Source organism: Rossellomorea oryzaecorticis, from assembly GCF_038405515.1.
Taxonomy (GTDB): Bacteria; Bacillota; Bacilli; order Bacillales; family Bacillaceae_B; genus Rossellomorea; species Rossellomorea oryzaecorticis_A.
Window position 1 is genome coordinate 23,141 of record NZ_JBBYAF010000032.1, and the last position, 18,414, is coordinate 41,554.

16 protein-coding genes and 2 pseudogenes are annotated in these 18,414 nt (G+C 40.7%); 4 read left to right on the forward strand and 14 right to left on the reverse strand.

All coding sequences use genetic code 11. The annotated features are described in order from the left end of the window. Positions 1 to 4: 4 nt before the first annotated feature. The 10 genes from AAEO50_RS15275 to AAEO50_RS15320 form a co-directional block, all read right to left on the reverse strand. Positions 5 to 1,264 carry a hypothetical protein gene (locus tag AAEO50_RS15275; protein WP_341985157.1) on the reverse strand — a complete coding sequence of 420 codons (1,260 nt, stop codon included), beginning with the start codon at positions 1,262 to 1,264 and terminating at the stop codon, positions 5 to 7. A 12-nt stretch (positions 1,265 to 1,276) separates the two neighbouring features. Continuing rightward, on the reverse strand, positions 1,277 to 2,662 hold the full coding sequence (locus AAEO50_RS15280) for a vWA domain-containing protein (protein ID WP_341985158.1): 1,386 nt from the start codon (positions 2,660 to 2,662) through the stop codon (positions 1,277 to 1,279). Between the two features lie 106 nt (positions 2,663 to 2,768). After that, positions 2,769 to 2,978: a hypothetical protein gene (locus AAEO50_RS15285; RefSeq protein ID WP_341985159.1), complete on the reverse strand. Its 210-nt coding sequence runs from the start codon at positions 2,976 to 2,978 to the stop codon at positions 2,769 to 2,771. 45 nt (positions 2,979 to 3,023) lie between these two features. Continuing rightward, positions 3,024 to 3,959 (reverse strand): type II secretion system F family protein, encoded by a 936-nt coding sequence (locus AAEO50_RS15290; RefSeq protein WP_341985160.1) that lies wholly within the window; start codon positions 3,957 to 3,959, stop codon positions 3,024 to 3,026. Between the two features lie 4 nt (positions 3,960 to 3,963). After that, complete coding sequence (locus AAEO50_RS15295) at positions 3,964 to 4,890, reverse strand: type II secretion system F family protein (protein WP_341985161.1); 927 nt, start codon at positions 4,888 to 4,890, stop codon at positions 3,964 to 3,966. Next, positions 4,868 to 6,223, reverse strand: coding sequence for a CpaF family protein (locus tag AAEO50_RS15300; RefSeq protein WP_341985162.1), 1,356 nt, complete (start codon positions 6,221 to 6,223; stop codon positions 4,868 to 4,870). The genes AAEO50_RS15295 and AAEO50_RS15300 overlap by 23 nt, the downstream gene beginning before the upstream one ends. Before the next feature lie 19 nt (positions 6,224 to 6,242). After that, entirely contained in the window at positions 6,243 to 7,403 is a 1,161-nt protein-coding gene (locus tag AAEO50_RS15305) for an AAA family ATPase (RefSeq protein WP_341985163.1), read from the reverse strand. A gap of 17 nt (positions 7,404 to 7,420) precedes the next feature. Further along, entirely contained in the window at positions 7,421 to 8,170 is a 750-nt protein-coding gene (locus AAEO50_RS15310) for a flp pilus assembly protein CpaB (RefSeq protein ID WP_341985164.1), read from the reverse strand. A gap of 555 nt (positions 8,171 to 8,725) precedes the next feature. Then, entirely contained in the window at positions 8,726 to 9,928 is a 1,203-nt protein-coding gene (locus AAEO50_RS15315; protein ID WP_341985165.1) for an alanyl-tRNA editing protein, read from the reverse strand. A 337-nt stretch (positions 9,929 to 10,265) separates the two neighbouring features. Further along, on the reverse strand, positions 10,266 to 11,963 hold the full coding sequence (locus tag AAEO50_RS15320) for a transglutaminase domain-containing protein (protein WP_341985166.1): 1,698 nt from the start codon (positions 11,961 to 11,963) through the stop codon (positions 10,266 to 10,268). A gap of 258 nt (positions 11,964 to 12,221) precedes the next feature. Here AAEO50_RS15320 and AAEO50_RS15325 point away from each other — a divergent pair. After that, positions 12,222 to 13,570, forward strand: a protein-coding gene (locus AAEO50_RS15325) for an IS3 family transposase (protein WP_425383206.1) whose coding sequence is annotated in 2 segments (ribosomal slippage) — positions 12,222 to 12,693 and positions 12,693 to 13,570 — 1,350 coding nt in all. Because the reading frame shifts where the segments join, the coding sequence is not laid out codon by codon here. 193 nt (positions 13,571 to 13,763) lie between these two features. Here the strand turns inward: AAEO50_RS15325 and AAEO50_RS15330 are convergent. Together AAEO50_RS15330 and AAEO50_RS15335 are read right to left on the reverse strand one after the other, a co-directional pair. After that, positions 13,764 to 14,285, reverse strand: a complete 522-nt coding sequence (locus AAEO50_RS15330) for a DUF6143 family protein (protein ID WP_341985167.1) — start codon at positions 14,283 to 14,285, stop codon at positions 13,764 to 13,766. 88 nt (positions 14,286 to 14,373) lie between these two features. Next, positions 14,374 to 14,636 (reverse strand): annotated as a pseudogene (locus AAEO50_RS15335) (hypothetical protein). Positions 14,637 to 14,885: 249 nt separating this feature from the next. Between AAEO50_RS15335 and AAEO50_RS15340 the strand changes: the two are divergent. Continuing rightward, positions 14,886 to 15,062, forward strand: a complete 177-nt coding sequence (locus AAEO50_RS15340) for a hypothetical protein (RefSeq protein WP_341985168.1) — start codon at positions 14,886 to 14,888, stop codon at positions 15,060 to 15,062. A gap of 181 nt (positions 15,063 to 15,243) precedes the next feature. Continuing rightward, positions 15,244 to 15,645: a hypothetical protein gene (locus AAEO50_RS15345; RefSeq protein ID WP_341985169.1), complete on the forward strand. Its 402-nt coding sequence runs from the start codon at positions 15,244 to 15,246 to the stop codon at positions 15,643 to 15,645. A 111-nt stretch (positions 15,646 to 15,756) separates the two neighbouring features. Here the strand turns inward: AAEO50_RS15345 and groL are convergent, their stop codons facing one another. Together groL and groES are read right to left on the reverse strand one after the other, a co-directional pair. Continuing rightward, positions 15,757 to 17,388, reverse strand: coding sequence for a chaperonin GroEL (gene groL, locus AAEO50_RS15350; RefSeq protein ID WP_175986509.1), 1,632 nt, complete (start codon positions 17,386 to 17,388; stop codon positions 15,757 to 15,759). A 54-nt stretch (positions 17,389 to 17,442) separates the two neighbouring features. Then, positions 17,443 to 17,730: a co-chaperone GroES gene (gene groES, locus AAEO50_RS15355; protein ID WP_175986508.1), complete on the reverse strand. Its 288-nt coding sequence runs from the start codon at positions 17,728 to 17,730 to the stop codon at positions 17,443 to 17,445. Between the two features lie 456 nt (positions 17,731 to 18,186). Between groES and AAEO50_RS15360 the strand changes: the two are divergent. Then, positions 18,187 to 18,371: pseudogene (locus AAEO50_RS15360) on the forward strand (hypothetical protein). Positions 18,372 to 18,414: the final 43 nt, after the last annotated feature.

Sequence of the window (18,414 nt, forward strand, 5' to 3'; positions counted from 1 at the left end):
TAGCCTATCCTCCGAAAAAAGTTTTCTTAGTCCAATCCCAAGCTTTTTTACCGGCTTCTTTAACTTTTTTTACAGGTTCAGAGTCTAAGATTTTATTTCCTAATTCAGTACTTCTAATGAATTCCGAGATTTTTTTTCGGTATTTATACGCTGTTGCTCCTAGCCACATGATTCCACCTACCGCTGCCATTCCAGCACCAATTACTTGTGCTCCAGGGATCGGTGTAGCAGCAACCAGTACACTAGCATTCATTAACGTTTCACCCATAGATCCGATTGTTTCACCCATCAACTTATTTCTTTCTGTATCTGAGCTTGCATTGTATGCTGCATACCATTTTGATCCTGTATCTATACCAGATGTTACAGTTCCTATTGCTGCAACCCCGATATTTAATCTGCTTATAGGTTTCCAATTAGGTAATGGAATATCTCGTCCAAACCTTTTTGCAAGTTCACTGTAACCAGCTTTACCAACATTGTACATGTTTTGTGCTGTTGTATGACCATTGACTCCCGTATCATAGACATCACCAGTCCACTCAAGGCCAGTCCCTTTGGTAGCCATCTTATATAGACCAGTAGTCATATTCCACTTAAAACTGCCTACTGTTCTCCAGCTTTGCCTATTCAAAGCTGCGGTATCTACAGTATTTGCAGGGTTTAGAGCGTCTGCGTAGGAATTACTAATAGCAGTCATCTCTCCTGCAAAACTCACTGTCGTTCCACCGATATCATTAGCCACAAACTTCATGGCATCCTGCCATGAAACCTTCGGCTCGTCATCGGTGACTCCACCCGGCTTACCTGGCTGGTTTCTAACTTCTAACCTAGTCATGAGGTCTTGATTATCATTTATGTATACAGTTAGATCGTTATTAAAGTCAGGGTTATTTTTCAATGGAGGCCCATTTTCTGGTTGAACAGGTGTGAAGGTGCCATCCCCGTTCGGTTTCAATTTCACTCCATTCGGTAGTTCAATTGGTTTTACAGGGCCTACAGGTGATAGAATTGGAGTTTTACCAATATTCGACCATGGGTCGCCAGCTTCACCGACCCTGCTTTCAAGGGAAAAAGGGTCTACTTCCAAATCAAAGCCTTCAACTTCTAAGTTAAACCCTTCCTGTTCTAAATTGAATCCCTCAATATCTAAATTGAATCCTTCAATTGCGTTAGCAGGTGTGAGAAAGGGCACCAAGTTTAAAGAAAGCAGAAAAACAACTGCTAAAAGGGCCAAAACTTTTTTTAACCTTCTTTTGAACATCTTTTCCTCCCCTTAATCTTGATTTGAATTAAATTTTTCATTGATTAATTTTTTCGCTTCTTCGTAAGTAGCTTTATTTACCTTATGGAGTTCATTAGCAATTTCCTTAGAGTAATTTACTATAGTTGATTGTCTTTCATTGGCTTTATCAGATAAAAATTTATGGGCTTCATTAGTTAATTTACCTTCTGCTTTAAGGTAGAGAATCGCTCCCAAAAGGTTGTTGTTTTCTTTAATGTGCTTAGTAGACCAATCACCTTTATATTCAAATATCTCACTTGTATTTAGATATTCTTGAAGATCGTTTTCATTAAGTGCTTTCTTTTTCCACTGTTCCCATTGCTCAGCAATTTCTTCTGCTCGATTAAACTCATCGTTTAATTCATCTAGATCGTATACGTTGGCATAAGAACCTGAGGCACTTTCAGCCACATCCTGCAACTGTCTTTGGCCTGCAGCATCAACGTCGAATCCAATAATATTTACAATTGGACTTACGTTAGAATCTTTTAATGACTTTGCTACATCAACAGGATTTCCATCGCATGTTTCTATTCCATCACTCACAAGGAAAATGATATTGGTGTTTTGTTCTGCTGGAAATTGAGACAGATCTTTTTGAGCTTCCTCCAGCGAAGCTGCAACCGGGGTCCATCCTTTTGCGTTGACACCATTCAGAGCTTGATTTAATTTGCTTTTATCGTAGCTTTGAAAATCATAAATCTTTTCGTTTGCCTTACAGGACATTTCTTTGTCTGCGTCGCTCCCTGTTCCCCTATGACCATACACCCTAAGTGCAACTTTTGCCTCTTCGGGAAGGGAAGACGCAAAAGTATCAATGGCTTCTTTTGCTAAATCGATTTTGGTTCTTCCGTTTACTTGCCCCTTCATGCTGCCGCTTGCGTCAAGTATGATTTCTACATTGAGATTATCTTTGAATTGATAACGTGGATCTTCTATATCTGGACTCCCAAATGACTTAACCTTCAGTTTTTCTAATATGACTTGAGGATCCTTGTAATCTAAAGCGAATAGAGAAAGTAGTTGATTCCAATAAGCTTCGAGGAACTCTTCCTCTACCTTCCCCTTAATTACAGGAAGTTCATTTACAGCGTCTATGACTTCTTTGTTTTCTTCATCAAAATCCGCATTTGCAAACGGACCCGCTGGATAATCAATTACTTCTTCCAATGTTTCAGGGGCCTCCGGCGCTGATGTCAAATCAGGATACACAGAGAGTGAATCTTTTTCTTCTTCATCTTGTTTTTTCTTTGTAGGCTCTTCGGATACCTTATCTGTTTTATTATTACCGTCAGATTTCTCACTCTTTGATTCACAACCTATGAACACTAAGGATAAACATAAAATAACTATTGAAATAATATATTTCTTACTCAAGTAATACGTCTCCTTTATACAGTAATAATAGTAGTTTTCTTGTTGAAATATAGAGTAGGCCCAGAAACACTTCTGGGCCTGTAATTAGTAAGGAGATTACTCCTCATTAACTACCAATCATGTCTTGAATTTTCTGGAAAATAGATCCTACCATACCTTCTACGCCATCCCCGTTACTACTAACTGCAGCAGACAACAAAGTCACAATCGTAATAATAACAGCTGCAACCCCGATCCACTCTAGAGCCTGCGAACCTCTTTCATTTCCTGTATAAGTTTGTACCTTGGAATATAATTTTGCGCATAAGTTTTTCATGTTTGTTCCTCCTAGAAATGTTTTTAATATGTTCACCCATTCGGGTTATTTCACTAGATCAAAAATATTATTATCTCCGAATAGGAGATTCATCACCATCAATCCACCGACGAGAAGCATTGCTGTAGGGGCGATGATAAATGTTGTAATTAATGTTATCTTTGGCGAAGCTTTAGCCGCCTTTTCTTTTACTTGTTCTTTTCTGATTTCCCTCATGTCATCTGCCTGTATTTTAAAGGTAGTGGCTATCGGGACCCCGAGTTTTAATCCCTGAATCAATGACTTTATTAAGTTTTGAAACTCAGGATTGCTGTTTCTTTCCATCAACTGCCGATATGCTTCTTCCCTGGGGACTCCTAGATTAATTTCATGCAGGAACCTTGAAAACTCTTCTCTAAGCGGGCCATCAAAGAATTGAATCACCTCCCGAAGTGCCTTATCCAAATCAATTCCCGCCTGCAGGCTGACACTCACAGTATCCAGAAAATCCGGTAAATCATAACGAAGTTCCTCTTGCCTCTTTTTCGCCTGATTTTTTAATAGGATAATAGGGATGAAATAACCTGCCACCGGAAATAACGCTACTGCGAATTGAGATAATGGGAATTGAATGATAAAAAGAATGATTCCACTTACCAACCCAATAAATGCTAGATAAATCTTGATTCCTTGAAACCTCTCAACAGTCAATTCGAGACTGTTTCCAGATTTACGAAGCCAATCTTCCACGTCTTTTTCTTCACTGAAGAAGTTAACCCTTTGACCAATAGACGAAAAATCATCACCGTATTTTAGTACTTTCTTTAGAATCTTTGACGTCAACGTTTCTTTTTTTCTAAGTGACTGTTCAAAGTTTGCAACAGACTCATTAAGATGTACTTGCAGTTCTTGTTTCTTTTGCAGATAGACATATAAATGCCTCATGCCGAGAATAAACATAAACCAAAAAAGTATAATGCAAACAAGAATTAAGGCATCCATCTTCTCACACCCTTATATTGGAGACTTTTCTTATTAATACAAATGAGAGGACAGTTCCTGCTATAAACATGAATCCAAGAATTGCCCCTGGTATAGTAAACAGATTATCCAGAAAACCGTCTACCATCTGGTTCATCATCAAGAGAATAAAGACTGGCATGGCTGGAAGGATATAAGACACAAACCGTTGCTCGGCAGTCATTGTCTTGATTGTTTGTCCCAGTATCTTTCTTTCTTCCAATGTCTTGGACATCTCATCCAGGACCGCATGAAGGTTACCACCTGCATTTTTCTGTATCAGGAGGGTAGCTATAAAAAGCTTAAAATCCCTCGAAACATTTCGGTTTTGCATTTCCCTCAGAGCCTGTTCGAAATCAACCCCCAGTGCTAATTCGTGAGATAATTTTTTGAATTCTTCTTTTGCCGGAGAATTTACCTCATGACTTACTAATGCTAACCCTTGCTGGATTGTCATCCCTGCCCGGACGGAGTTACCGAGCAGCCGGCATACTTCAGAAAGCTGCTCATTCAGTCTCTCTTGATGTTTATTCTTTCTTAGTGCAAACAATAAATAGTAGATGATCACTACCAACACAACCGCAATAATTAAATTAAAGGGAAATGAAATGCCGAAAAGACTGTTTGAAAAAACGGCGATTGCCATACCTCCGACGATTAACATCCCGTAAAACTCTGAAGGAGTCAGGGGGACATTTGCTTCCCGTAACTTTTTTTGCATTGGCTGTGCCAGCTTAGTTTGATCAAACCGATCCCCTAAAAGAACGATAAAGCTTTTTCTTTTTTCACTTCCTTCGAACCACTTACCGACTTTCTGGTTCCACTTCCTTTTTTCAGAACGATAGCCGAGATAGCTGTATACGCCGAAAATCCCTACTAAGACAGCCAGGCTATATAAGATTGCTGGAAGCATAGCTCTCCCCCTCTTCAAACAGTTTAGGAGACAGGTCCTGACCGAAAATCTGCAGTCTTTCCAAGCACCTAGGTTTATAACCTGTAGCAACGAAATCCCCTAACACTTTGCCAGAATCATTAAGTCCGTATTTCTGAAACTTAAAGATTTCATGTACATGGATTTTACCGTTTTCATCTACAACTACTTCTGAGATTGAGGTGATTTTACGGGAACCATCTGTTAAGCGTTCTCCTTGTACGATAATGTCTAGTGCACCTACAATATACTCTCTTACTATATGAGTAGGCAGGTCCATCCCGGCCATCACAACCATACCTTCAATACGCCTTAATGCATCTGATGGGGTATTCGCATGGACTGTTGTTATTGAACCTTCATGCCCTGTGTTCATAGCTTGGAGCATATCAAAGGCTTCAGGTCCCCGGACTTCCCCTACAATGATTCTGTCCGGTCTCATTCTAAGCGCATTTTTAACCAATTGCCTTATGGAAACCTCTCCTTTTCCTTCTACGTTTGGAGGCCTGGCTTCCATTCCAACTACATTAGATTTATCAAGTTTCAGCTCAGCAGAATCCTCTATGGTAATAACCCTCTCACGAACAGGAATTGAATTACCAAGAACATTTAGCAGAGTGGTTTTCCCACTGCCTGTTCCTCCTGAAATTAAGATGTTCATCTTGGACTTTACAACCGCTTGAATGAATTCACTCATAGCTTCGTTTAAAGAATTGAACTCTAGTAAGTCATACATCTTAAAGGGATCTTGGCGGAACTTACGTATTGAGATAAGTGTCCCATTTAAACTGACAGGAGGAATAACCGCATTCACACGGCTGCCATCCGGTAATCTTGCATCAACCATTGGAGAGCTTTCATCAATTCTTCTGCCAAGAGGAGCGACGACTCTGTCAATAATATGCCTGACGTGCTTTTCATCCCTAAAAGTTATATTTGTAAGTTCGAGTGTACCGCCCCTTTCAATGAATACCTCTTGACTGCCATTGATTAATATCTCTGTGATCGACTCATCATTCAGCAACGGTTCTAAAGGTCCGTAACCCACGGATTCATCTATCAGTCTAGTTAATAAGAGCTCTTTATCGTGACGGGGAATGACAACCTTTTCTTCGGTCATAAATTGACTGACAAGCTGTTCAATTCTGAGCCTCATTTCTCCTTGAGATAAATTAGTAAGCGCCTCTAAGTTCGCTTCTCTAAGTAACCTTGCTTTATAGTGGCTTACCAATTCATCAACATACGGATTATCCAGACTGGACACTCTATGATTTTCTTGTTCTTTTTGTGTTCTGCTGTTTTTAAATAGAGCCATTAGAATCACCTATCTTTAGTTATCCCAGCTTAGAAATTACCCATTTGTGAATATCTTTTGCAAACGGAGGCAATTTCTTTTCATTGGCTTCCTTCCTTACAATCTCACCTTTATTGACATAGGATTGAAGTGCACGGGAATCATTTTTTATCTTTACTTCTATAGGATAGCTGGTGAGGTTTTTGACATCTCCTGGTTGGATTTCATTGTCCTTACTAACCTTATTTATAACCAGTCCCATTCTTTCTTTAGCGTCGATGCCCAATCTATTAAATAAGAGTTCTACCTGCCTTAATACTTGCAAGGAAGGTGTATCCAAATTCAGTACATAGCAGATACGGTCAGATTCTTCTAAAGCCCGATAAGTTTGTTCATTGATTTGAACAGGAAGGTCTACCACAACAAAGTCGTAATTCCTTCTGCATGTTCTTAATAGCGTTGAAATAAAATCTTCAGTCACGCTTTCCCCAACTTCTGCATCCCGTGGACTCAGCAGTACTTCGAGCTTTGAATGCTTCTCTTTCTCAGATACATTCCGGATATGGTTTTCGTTTAATTCATCGATGACTGGAGAAAGGTCAGCCAGTGATCGATTGCTCTCAATTGATAAAAATGTTTCGCTTCCCCCAAACTGAAGATTCAAATCAATGAATATGACTTGTGCGGTAGACTCGAGTTTCAACGTTTGTGCAAATGTGGAAGATACAAGCGTTCTCCCTGAACCTCCCTTGCCACTGTAAAAGGAATAAATCATTCCTCTTCCCTTTTTAAAAGACTTTGTGTTTGTTGCAGCTGCTTCATCAGTTGAAGCCCTTTTTTCCTTCGCTAGGTGATCAATTTTATCCAGTTTGCTTGCTAACGAATTAAGTTCATCAGGTATCACAAAAAAGTCTGCAACCCCAGCCCTCGTAGCGGCCCTTAACGTCTCGAATTCTGTATTTATAGCTATATAGATTAAGAGATGATCGCTATTTATACTCTGCATATACTGAATTAAGTCTATTCCGCTATCTTCTTCACTTTGAATCAAGAAAACTACATCTGGTGCAAGCCGGTCAAAATCTGATTTCACGTCATCGTATTTGATGGCCTCTACACTAGTAAAACCGGCAAGTAAACTTATAAATTGCTTTGTAACAGACTCATTGTTACTAATAATTAAGTACTTGTTTTCATTCATTATGTGTGCCTCCAACATTACTGCTGTTTCTTCTTATCAGCATCTTCTTTCTTGGGTTCTTGTTTTGGCTGTTCTTCTTTTTCAGGTTCTTGCTGTGTTGTTTCAGCAGTTTTAGATTCTTCTTGTTTTTCTTGGGGCTCCTCTTCAGCTGAAGCTTTCCCTACGTTGGCCTTAAGAATTCTTATACTGTCAGCATAGTTTTGCATATGAATTAAATTTGGTGCTTCATCAGCTGCTATCTCCAACTTCACACCAGCGAACTTCTCTTCTTTATTTGAAAGGATATTCGCCACTCTTACATCCTTCATGAAGAGTTCTGTTTTTGGCTTCCCCTCGAGTGTTTGAGAAACAATAATATCAACACGATCGAGGTTTTCTAACTTCTCATCAAAATAAACCTTATCTGAACTGACCATCGTTACCAATCGATTGTTTGCGTCACTAACGTTGGAATATGGCTTGATCATATTCTTAGTGATGATGTCCCCTTCTTTCAGGGCCACAACGGAAACACTGTTTTTGAGATCTTTTCCCTTAGTTATATGGGACCCTGTTACAAACTTATTTGGAATACTCATGGTTGTAACTTGGTTAGGTTCTAGCAATGTACGAGAATTAATATTTTCACCCGCTACGATAACTTCAGTCATCCCGCCTAGCTGTGTATTTAGAGCTCTGACTTTTTGTAAAACGAAAAAACCTGCTGTAAGAGCTAGCAATAGTGATAAAACAATAAAAATAATGGCCTTCCTCTTCGATTCAAGCATTCACAATGTTCCTTTCTTTCTATAAATACGAAAAATAGATTTTAGATTGTTACATAGCTAAGTACCTTGGAAGCTGCTCTCCTCCCTCTTGTTGTATTTACGATTTAGAAACTCTTTCGATGTCAATTCCACCCATAAATGATACAAATGTATTACTTTTCAATATTTTGGAATTAATTCAACTCTTATTTACCACAGATTTCAGGTTTAAAAACCTGAATGTCTTATTTTGTTCATAATTTTTTCCTATATATTAATTATCACCCCATCCTACTAACGTCAATGACTGCAGGAATTTGTCGAATATTGTCTGTTATTTTAGAACTATACGAAGGGAAATTAATCATGAAAAAACAGGTATTAAGGTGTGTGCCAAAAGTTTATTATCCGTTAATTCAATAGAGTGTTTTCTTTTAAATATGGTAAGTTTTAGGTGAATTATTACAAATGTTAAATTTAGTGGGTAATTGGAATTATTTATGAAAGTGGAATTTTACTAATACCCCAGGACATATTGAAAGCTCCCCATCATTGAAGAGGAGCTTTCCTACCTGTTTATAAAAGAAGCTTTTGGATGTGATTGATTAGTTCTTCAGGGGAAAGAGCCGCTTCTCCCCCTCCTTGGATAAAGTCTTCTTTGCCTCCGCCTTTTCCGTTGATCATGGAGAAGATCTTGGGGGCAAGCTCCTTTAAGTGGACGTCTGGCTGCTTGCCTTTAGCTCCGACCAGCTGAAGCTTGTCACCGTTTTGGACTGCCAGGAAAACTACAGCTTCATCATGATCTGAAATGATCTGGCGGGCAAGCTTTTGAAGTTCCTGGATAGGACGATTTTGATAGGCTTTTTGCATGAAGGTTGAACCTTCTGCGAATGCAATCGCTGTTAGAGAAAGTTCCTTTGCTTCATATGTTAAAAGTTTCTGTTTCATTTCTTCCATCTCTTTGTCCTGTGTTTTCATTTTTTCCAGCAGCTGCTGAGCAGCCTCTTCCATCTTATCCTGGGGTGCTTGGAGAATTCCGGTGAGTTCCTTTATCACTTGGTGTTTTTGATGTAATTGAGCCAGCACCCGGCTGCCGCACACAAACTGTAAACGGATATGTCCTTTATGCTTTTCCCAATCCAGAATCTTGATTGCCCCTACTTCAGAAGTGAAGCGGGGATGCGTTCCGCCGCAGCCGTTATAATCAAATCCCGGGATGATGACCAGCCGGACATCTTCAGCTACAGAAAGCTGCTTCCGAAGAGGATAAGTAGCTGCTTCATCCGCTGTCATCCACTTCGTTTCGATCGGCCTTGCTTCACCGATGATTTTATTCGCGAGGTCTTCTGCTTGAAGAGCTTCTTCCTCTGTCATTCCCGCTACATCGAGGTCGATCGTCAAGATTTCTTTTCCGAGATGAAAGCTGATCGTTTCATAGCCATGGGCTTCAGCAAATGCAGCTGATAATATATGCTGCCCTGAATGCTGCCGCATATGATCATAGCGTCTGTTCCAATCGATTTCCCCTTTTATATTGGCAGAAGGATTTTCAAAAGGATTATCAATATAATGACGGACCTGGCCGTCCACCTCTTCTACATTGTTCACTGGTATTCCATTAAGGACACCCTCATCAAACGGCTGGCCCCCGCCTGTCGGGTAAAAAGCCGTCTGTTCCAACAGGACGAACCAGCGCCCGTCTTCCTCCTGTCCCTGATGACTGATGGTCGTTTCAAATGTGGTTAGGTAAGCATCTTCATAATAGTACTTCTTCGTCATATAAATCCCTTTCCTCTCCTTTTTCTATTACTTTATCATATCCACTTGCAGGGCCTGCACACAACCACCCAGGCCGCCGTTCCTGATTTCACCCCTGTAGCTCCCGACAACACCCCTGCCCTGGGCTGGCAGACAGTACGGCATCGTTTCTCACGCTTGTCATATCGAAACGAATTTATTAGATGGGTATCTGCTCAATTTCCTTTACTATGAATTCTTTAGCTTAGCATAAAAATAAATGCAGCTAACCCTTAATAGAAGGCTGGCTGCATTTTATTTTTTCAACGTTTCCATGATTGGTTTCTGAATCTTTCTATCATTCTTCTAATCTCCGATATTAATAAGCCACTCCTGTCCGGGTATGTGTCTTTTCAAACTCGGCCGGATCCGGGTCGAAATATTTCTCATTGAAATCCGCTACAAACTTATCATCCTTGATGTAGCCGGATCCCCACGTCGGATCCATCGTCAGCCACTTGCCGTTCACTTTCGCCTCGACCCAGGCATGCCGCTGCGGCCACCAGCCGCCCCTTGCCATCCCTTCAACGAATCTCGCCTCAATATCGCTTGCCCTTAAAAGTGCGATGGCGAGATAAGCATAGTCCTGGCAGACGCCCGTTTCCTCGTCGAGTGTTTTCATGGCACTGTCATCCCACTCGAAATCTTCATTTTCAAGCTTTTCTACATCATAGCTGACATTCTTCGCTGTGTAATCATAGATTGCCTTCACTTTTTCACGGTCTGTCTTCTTACCGGCTGTCAGCTTTTGAGCTAATTCTTCAATCGCTGGATGATCGGATTCCACACCTCTTGAAGGCAGGAGGTCCCTTTTATCCTCACCAGTCGACTCCACTTCGAACTTGGCAAAGCCGTAGAACCTGAAGGAATCACTATTTTCTTCCTTGATTTCCGGTACACTCAAGGTCACCTCGTATGTACCTGGACCAAATCGGAGGTAGAAGGAATCATCGAATGTGAAATCTTCCACAGGAATGACATCAAGCGCTTCATCCTCTCCTTTTTTCGTCTTGATATAGATATGATCGGTTTCCGGACCGAACTCGTCTCTCCGATCGATTGTCCCTTTTACCGTGTACAATCCATCTGTCTCTTCCCCTCCATATTGCGGGGATTCCAAGGTGACCCCACGCTCCATGTAAGTCTCGGAGTACTCAATCGGACTCATCGTTCGATCAGACTCGTTATCGATTAGAATCGTTGTTGCTGTCTGATAGTAATTCTCCCTTTCCTCATCAGGAACAAGCACTTCAAGCTCATGAACCCCTTTTCCATAAAATAGAGGCACGTCATAGGAGAATGTTCCACCTTTAACCGGAATGACATGCGTCCAAGTTTCACTATCCTTTTTCAACTTTAGCATGATAGTATCGCTATCCGTCAACTGGCCCGCTTTACCTTGCAGGGCGAACACTTCATTTTCCTTCGTATAGCTGGAATCGACACTAACTTCCAAATCGGCGCCGCGGCCAAACGGAGTATACGTCACATCCCGCTTCTTGTTAGGATTGACATTATGTACAGTGAAAGATGCCGTATCATAAAAATAGTTCTCTTGATCCTTACTAGGCAGCTGTATCTTCACGCTGTATTCTCCCTCACCGTTGAAGAAATGCATCGATTGCTTGAACTTCCCGTCCTCGATAGGTGTATAATACTCAAGCTGATCCCCGGCCGGACCTTCCTCCTTCGACCGAACCTTGATCCAGGCATAGCCCGATTTCAAATCGTTGTGCTTCTCGATCTCTCCTTCCACGACGACCTTTCCATTTGCGGCAAACTCTTTATATTCAGGGTCCGCCAGCGTCACACCGATTTCTTCACTATAGGAAGTCAATTCAATCGGTGCAAGCTCCAATTCTTTATTTTTTTCCTTCACGAGCTTTTCATATTTATCTTCTTCTTTCGCTTCTTCCTTCTCGGCTTTGGTATCAGCAGAACTGCTGCAGGCTGAAAGAAACATCAGACTTACTGCGAAACACAACAGAATGACGGCAATGGGATTCTTCCGGTTCATACGGTTCTCCTCCAGATTGTTTTGTATTTTTTGCATCCTCACTTATGTACGAATTAGACAATATTTGGTTTCTGATGCTTTTTTCCCATTCTACCTTATTCTTCAAACCTGTGAGTGGAATTTTTTAGAAAAAACCTTGATCACCGCAGTTGATTTCCGTGCAAGACTTCGCTTTCCGCGGGTAGCCCGTGAGCCTCCTCGGCTTTTGCGCCGCCCCCCTATTGTTGGACACCCACCAACAATAGGAGGCGTGCACTTATGGCCAAATTTAGTAATAAAGAAAAACTTAAAGCTGCCAAACGTTATATTCATGAATTGTTTAGCTATCGAGAATTAGCCACTCATGTAGGAGTTGACGAAGCCGTACTTAGGTATTGGGTGATGTTATACCGTCATCATGGAGAACAAGCATTCTCCTTTCCCTATACAAACTATCCATCAGCCTTTAAACTGAGGGTAATTCAATTTATACAGGAAACGAATTACTCTATTCGAGAGGCATCGGCCATATTTCATATCCCGGATCCATGTATGGTTCGTAGATGGATTAAGAAATGGGAGCTTGGTGGATTAGATGCCCTTAAATCCACTAAAAAGGGGACATCCATTATGACATCTCGCAATCAAAAGAATCGTACCGATACCGAATCTTCTAACCAATCCATAGAAGAGATGAAAAAAGAGTTGGAACACCTTCGTATGGAGAATGCGTATTTAAAAAAGCTGAAAGCCTTAGTTCAGGAAAAGGAATCACCCAAGAAATCAAAGCGAAAGTAGTTTATGAGCTAAGGCATGAATTTCCGGTCAACCAATTGGTGAAGGTAGCGAAGCTACCAAGAAGTACTTATTACCATGTGATTCAATCCTGGGAAAAGCCAGATACCGATCGTAAATGGAAAAGAAGAATTCAATTCATTTACCGTAGGCATGGTGGACGTTTAGGGTATCGTCGTATCACCGATACTCTACAGGAAAAAGGACACGTGATTAAAGTGTACCGAATCATGAAAGAACTTGGTCTCCAATGCATTGTTAGGATGAAAAAATATAACTCTTATAAAGGAGAGGTCGGCAAGGTAGCTCCAAACATCCTAAACCGTAACTTTCGGGCAGATAAACCAAACCAAAAGTGGGTGACGGATATTACTGAATTTAAATTGTTTGACCAGAAATTATATCTTTCGCCCATTTTAGATCTATTCAACGGGGAAATCATCTCCTATACGCTTCAATCAAGACCTACCTTTGACTTAGTGGCGAAGATGTTGAGACAAGGACTCGTTAACGTATCGAAAGATGACGAACTCTTGATTCATTCGGATCAGGGATGGCATTACAGAATTCCACGATATCAACGAATACTTCAAGAAAACAACATTACACAAAGTATGTCTCGAAAAGGAAACTGTTACGATAACGCAGTGATGGAGAATTTCTTTGGCATTCTTAAATCAGAATTTCTTTACTTACAATCATTTGAAAATATCGAGCATTTTAAAGACGAACTTGAAAAATACATTTACTACTACAATCATTTAAGAATTAAATCTAGATTAAAACGTAAAACACCGGTAAGTTATCGATCTGCATTCGAATTAGCTGCATAGAAAAATAGTGTCCAACTTTAAGGGGTCAGTTCACTTTTGCCTGCGGGGTCTCACATAAGCTACTTTTCCCGCAGGAGTCTTCGTCTTGCACTCCAATCAACTGCTAGAACGGGTTAAATCCAACATTAAGCTCACTAAAGCCAATAAAATAGATCTCTCATATCTTTATGATGAGAGACCACTTATAAATACGCTACTTCCCTGCTTTCTTTTCAAACCAGCCGAAAGCTACTTCTGCATTCACAATTTCATTATTCGGTGAGACTAAAAAAATCACGAATGACCCGTCTGATGGAAAGATGAATTTTCCATCTTCATCACTCGTTAACGTGCTTTGCGGGGGTACAATTCGCTTAAATGCATTGATCCCTTTTCTTGGGGACTTACCGACAAGCTCAGCAGATAAGATTTTTACTTCCGGCTTCGGAAGTGGAGAAAGGGATGTGTTTGCAGGGGTCACCAAATCTGAGACTTCCGGTTTCCCAGGAAGTTTAGGATTGAAACAAATTTCAGCTATAATCGGTTGATTGGAATAGTTCGTGACAGTAAATGCATTGACGAATAAATCCACATCTGAATCAGCAGGGTTAAACAACCCTCCCCAGGCATTCTTTCCTTTTCCCAACCGAAGAATTTCAGTCTGTCCAACAAAATAACGTCCCTGTAAAGATTGATATAAAGGGTTGGGAAAGTTGACAGACTTAGTATTGCTCATGATTAGACTTTCCCATGAGATCACTTCACTCCTTTCTGTAGTTAAGTAGATTGAGGGAACTCATAGAGAGGTCAGTGGAATAAGCAGCTTAAATCATAATGGTTTTATGTGGCTTGCTGAAGTGAGTGGTTCCCTCGCCTCCGACTTTCACCGTGCCTTTTTCGGGAAAATGACCAGCCTGCTTGAGCCATCGTTTAGTAAAACTTCCATTTGAGAACGTTCAGCCAATGCAACATAGATCACATAGCCTTCGGGGGAAGTAGTTGTTTTCCAGTTATCATCAAACTCTGCTCGTTCCACAGGATTTGAAAAGGTTTGATTGGTTAGAACTTTGGTTTTTGATTTTTTCATTTACTTACCTCCCTTCGTTTTACGGAAAACTCTCTATATAGTATTCATGATTTGAAATTTCGTATGAACAAGTATACCTGCAGACGAACCATACTTGGGTTGACTTAAGTAGTTTCAATCTATTTAAAAATTGGACAGCCCTTTTTTGATTCTTGTTATGTTCGCTCATACCTTCTTTCTTTTATTTCATAGTATGTACAATATAAGAGGCCTCTTATAAAAATAAATTTAAGAGGGAGGTGAAGTTAAATGGATGCTTCTGTTCAACAAACAGATACTCTAGGTACTTTACTTTGTCTTCTTGGAAGATTCTTAGTCTATCTTCTGTTGATTGTTGTAGCTCTGCTTGCAGACTTATTAATCAACACAGCTACTGGAGATGCGATTAGAGAACTTGCCAATACTATTGCTAGTGAAGGTTGTTAATTTTAAAAAACCTTTGTAGCAATAAAACCTAGAAGATTAGCAAATGATCTTCTAGGTTTTTTAATCTATAAAGAAAAATACTTCCTTACATATGATAGATACACACTACTTTTTTATAAACGAGCATAAGATATAAGGAAGTTCCAGCATGCTTATTATCAACTAAAGAGGTGGTTATATGATGAATGAAAATAACGAGGAAAAGAGTGTCGTAAAAAACGACGTTTCTTTAGAGAATGAAGCTTTCAAGAACCTGGCCGGCAATTTATTAAAGAATGAAAAATCTATGGGTTCTCTTATGAATCTGGCAACAACTTTTCTTAAGAATGACTCTCTCTTAAATTCCCTAGAAACCAAGGGAAGTCTAAAAAATCCAGCAACTGAAAATGGAGAAGAACAAGAAGATAAATTTACTTCCCTAATCAAGATGCAAGAGAATTTAGCTAAGGAGATCTCTTCTTTATCTCAGAAACTTGATACAATTACTAATGATATTGCAGAGTTTAAAAAAGAATGGCAATCCTTAAAAGAAAACAACCGGAAATTATTTAAAAAAAGCAAGGGAAAGGTAGAGAAAGAATAGAAGTTAGATTTTTATATTCAAGTAAATTAAGAAACAAAAAAGAAGCTTCCCATTAGTTTGGTTACTAATGAGAAGCTTCTTTTGTTTCGCATTAAAGATTGAGGGGGCAGATTACATCATGCCGCCCATGCCACCCATGCCGCCCATATCAGGCATGCCTCCGCCAGCATTCTCTTCAGGAATGTCTGCAACTACTGCTTCAGTAGTCAGGAACATTGCTGCAACGGATGCTGCGTTTTGAAGTGCGGAACGAGTAACTTTGGTTGGGTCTACGATACCTTTTTCGATCATGTTCACCCATTCGCCAGTTGCTGCGTTGAATCCTACACCCACTTCTTCTTTCTTCAGGCGTTCTACGATGATAGAACCTTCAAGTCCTGCGTTGTGAGCGATTTGACGGATTGGCTCTTCAAGTGCGCGAAGCACGATGTTGATACCAGTCGCAACGTCTGCGTCAGCTTCGATTGAAGCGACTTTGTTGTATACGTTCACCAGTGCAGTACCACCACCGGAAACGATACCTTCTTCTACTGCTGCGCGAGTAGAGTTCAATGCGTCTTCGATGCGCAGTTTGCGCTCTTTAAGCTCAGTTTCAGTTGCAGCACCGACTTTAACGACTGCTACACCGCCTGCAAGCTTAGCAAGACGCTCTTGTAATTTTTCTTTATCGAATTCAGAAGTAGACTCTTCGTGTTGAGCACGGATTTGGTTCACACGTGCTGCAATCTTTTCTGGATCTCCAGAACCTTCTACAACTGTTGTGTTTTCTTTTGTTACGACAACTTTCGCCGCGCGGCCAAGTTGAGTAATGTTTGCAGATTTAAGGTCAAGACCTAAATCTTCAGTGATGACTTCACCGCCAGTAAGGATGGCAAGGTCTTCAAGCATTGCTTTACGACGGTCACCGAATCCAGGAGCTTTAACAGCCACTGCATTGAATGTTCCGCGAAGTTTGTTTACTACTAATGTTGCAAGTGCTTCACCTTCAACATCTTCAGCAACGATCAACAATGGCTTGCCTTGTTGTACAACTTGCTCAAGAACAGGAAGTACTTCCTGGATGTTTCCGATTTTCTTATCAGTGATCAAGATGTATGGATTTTCAAGAACCGCTTCCATCTTGTCAGAGTCTGTCACCATGTATGGAGAAGCATATCCACGGTCGAATTGCATACCTTCCACCACATCAAGCTCAGTTGTGAATCCTTTAGATTCTTCGATAGTGATGACACCATCATTTCCAACGCGCTCCATTGCTTCAGCGATCAATTGACCGACTTCTTCGTCAGCAGCTGAAATCGCAGCAACTTGAGCGATTGAATCTTTTCCTTCGATCGGCTTGGAAATTGCTTTTAATTCTTCAACCGCAGTTTGAACCGCTTTTTCAATCCCTTTACGTACGCCTACAGGATTAGCACCCGCAGTTACGTTTTTAAGACCTTCACGGATCATCGCCTGTGCAAGAACCGTTGCAGTTGTTGTACCATCACCGGCAATTTCATTTGTTTTGCTTGCTACTTCAGCAACAAGCTTTGCACCCATGTTTTCGAATGCATCTTCAAGTTCGATTTCTTTTGCAATTGTTACACCGTCATTTGTGATAAGTGGTGAACCGTATTTCTTCTCAAGTACCACGTTACGTCCTTTTGGTCCAAGAGTTACTTTAACTGCATTTGCTAATTGATCTACCCCGCGAAGCATGGAACGGCGTGCTTCTTCGCTAAATTTAATATCCTTAGCCATATTCAAAGTCCTCCTCTTATTGTTTAAAGTAATGTTTTATAATCGATTCGTTAATTATTCGCCAACAACAGCCAGAATGTCACTGTCACGAAGGATCAGATATTCTGCGCCTTGGTATTTCACTTCTGTACCAGCATATTTAGAGAAGATGATTCGATCGCCGACAGACACCTCAAGAGCAACGCGCTCACCGCTGTCAAGAACGCGACCTGTACCTACAGCAACAACTTTACCTTCCTGCGGCTTTTCCTTTGCGGAATCCGGAAGAACGATACCGCTTGCTGTTTTTTCTTCTGATTCGACTAGCTCGATAACGACGCGATCACCTAGTGGTTTTAACAAGTGAAACAACCTCCTTGAAATTATGTAAATAGTTTTTTATTAGCACTCGTTCACTGTGAGTGCTAACACAACTATTATAATAATTAATTCGTTTTCATTTTGCAAGAGTCCTGCTTAAAATTTTTTTCGTCATTTTCCTCCTTTTTTCACACTTCTCTATACTATGTCCGGGTTTGTCTTTGTATTCCTTTTTCTTCTTCTAATATGGTCCGTTGATTTGACGCAATCATGAAAGTTTAAAATAGACCGTTCCTTTTCGCTGCAGGCACTTGCTTTCCGCGGGGAGGAAGTCGAGCCTCCTCGGCGTTCCGCCTGTGGGGTCTCGACTTTTCCTCTATTTCCCGTCGGAGTCAAGTGCCTTCCGCTACAATCCACTATGGTTTTTATATGAGTTCGAAAATTTAACAGCTTGACTTTACTTAAAAGCTTATCGTTGTTACGAACTAGTTCTAGCTGTTGGTTGGAGTGCAAGACGAATACTCCTGCGGGAAAAGCGAGACAGGTGAGACCCCGCAGAAGCGAAGCGACGAGGAGGCTCACCGGCCGCCCGCGGAAAGCGAAGTCTTGCACGGAAACCAACAGCGGAATTAAATCCACTAACAATAATCTTAAGAAAGCCGGTAAAAAAACCTACCATTTGAACACTCCACGATTTCTTAGTAGAATTGAACAAGATGACGATTA

Excerpts from the sequence above, each read along its gene's own strand:
- AAEO50_RS15275 (WP_341985157.1), bottom strand. The coding sequence starts at position 1,264 with ATGTTCAAAAGAAGGTTAAAAAAAGTTTTGGCCCTTTTAGCAGTTGTT.
- AAEO50_RS15285 (WP_341985159.1), bottom strand. The coding sequence starts at position 2,978 with ATGAAAAACTTATGCGCAAAATTATATTCCAAGGTACAAACTTATACA.
- AAEO50_RS15290 (WP_341985160.1), bottom strand. The coding sequence starts at position 3,959 with ATGGATGCCTTAATTCTTGTTTGCATTATACTTTTTTGGTTTATGTTT.
- AAEO50_RS15295 (WP_341985161.1), bottom strand. The coding sequence starts at position 4,890 with ATGCTTCCAGCAATCTTATATAGCCTGGCTGTCTTAGTAGGGATTTTC.
- AAEO50_RS15300 (WP_341985162.1), bottom strand. The coding sequence starts at position 6,223 with ATGGCTCTATTTAAAAACAGCAGAACACAAAAAGAACAAGAAAATCAT.
- AAEO50_RS15305 (WP_341985163.1), bottom strand. The coding sequence starts at position 7,403 with ATGAATGAAAACAAGTACTTAATTATTAGTAACAATGAGTCTGTTACA.
- AAEO50_RS15310 (WP_341985164.1), bottom strand. The coding sequence starts at position 8,170 with ATGCTTGAATCGAAGAGGAAGGCCATTATTTTTATTGTTTTATCACTA.
- AAEO50_RS15315 (WP_341985165.1), bottom strand. The coding sequence starts at position 9,928 with ATGACGAAGAAGTACTATTATGAAGATGCTTACCTAACCACATTTGAA.
- AAEO50_RS15320 (WP_341985166.1), bottom strand. The coding sequence starts at position 11,963 with ATGAACCGGAAGAATCCCATTGCCGTCATTCTGTTGTGTTTCGCAGTA.
- AAEO50_RS15330 (WP_341985167.1), bottom strand. The coding sequence starts at position 14,285 with ATGAGCAATACTAAGTCTGTCAACTTTCCCAACCCTTTATATCAATCT.
- AAEO50_RS15340 (WP_341985168.1), top strand. The coding sequence starts at position 14,886 with ATGGATGCTTCTGTTCAACAAACAGATACTCTAGGTACTTTACTTTGT.
- AAEO50_RS15345 (WP_341985169.1), top strand. The coding sequence starts at position 15,244 with ATGAATGAAAATAACGAGGAAAAGAGTGTCGTAAAAAACGACGTTTCT.
- groL (WP_175986509.1), bottom strand. The coding sequence starts at position 17,388 with ATGGCTAAGGATATTAAATTTAGCGAAGAAGCACGCCGTTCCATGCTT.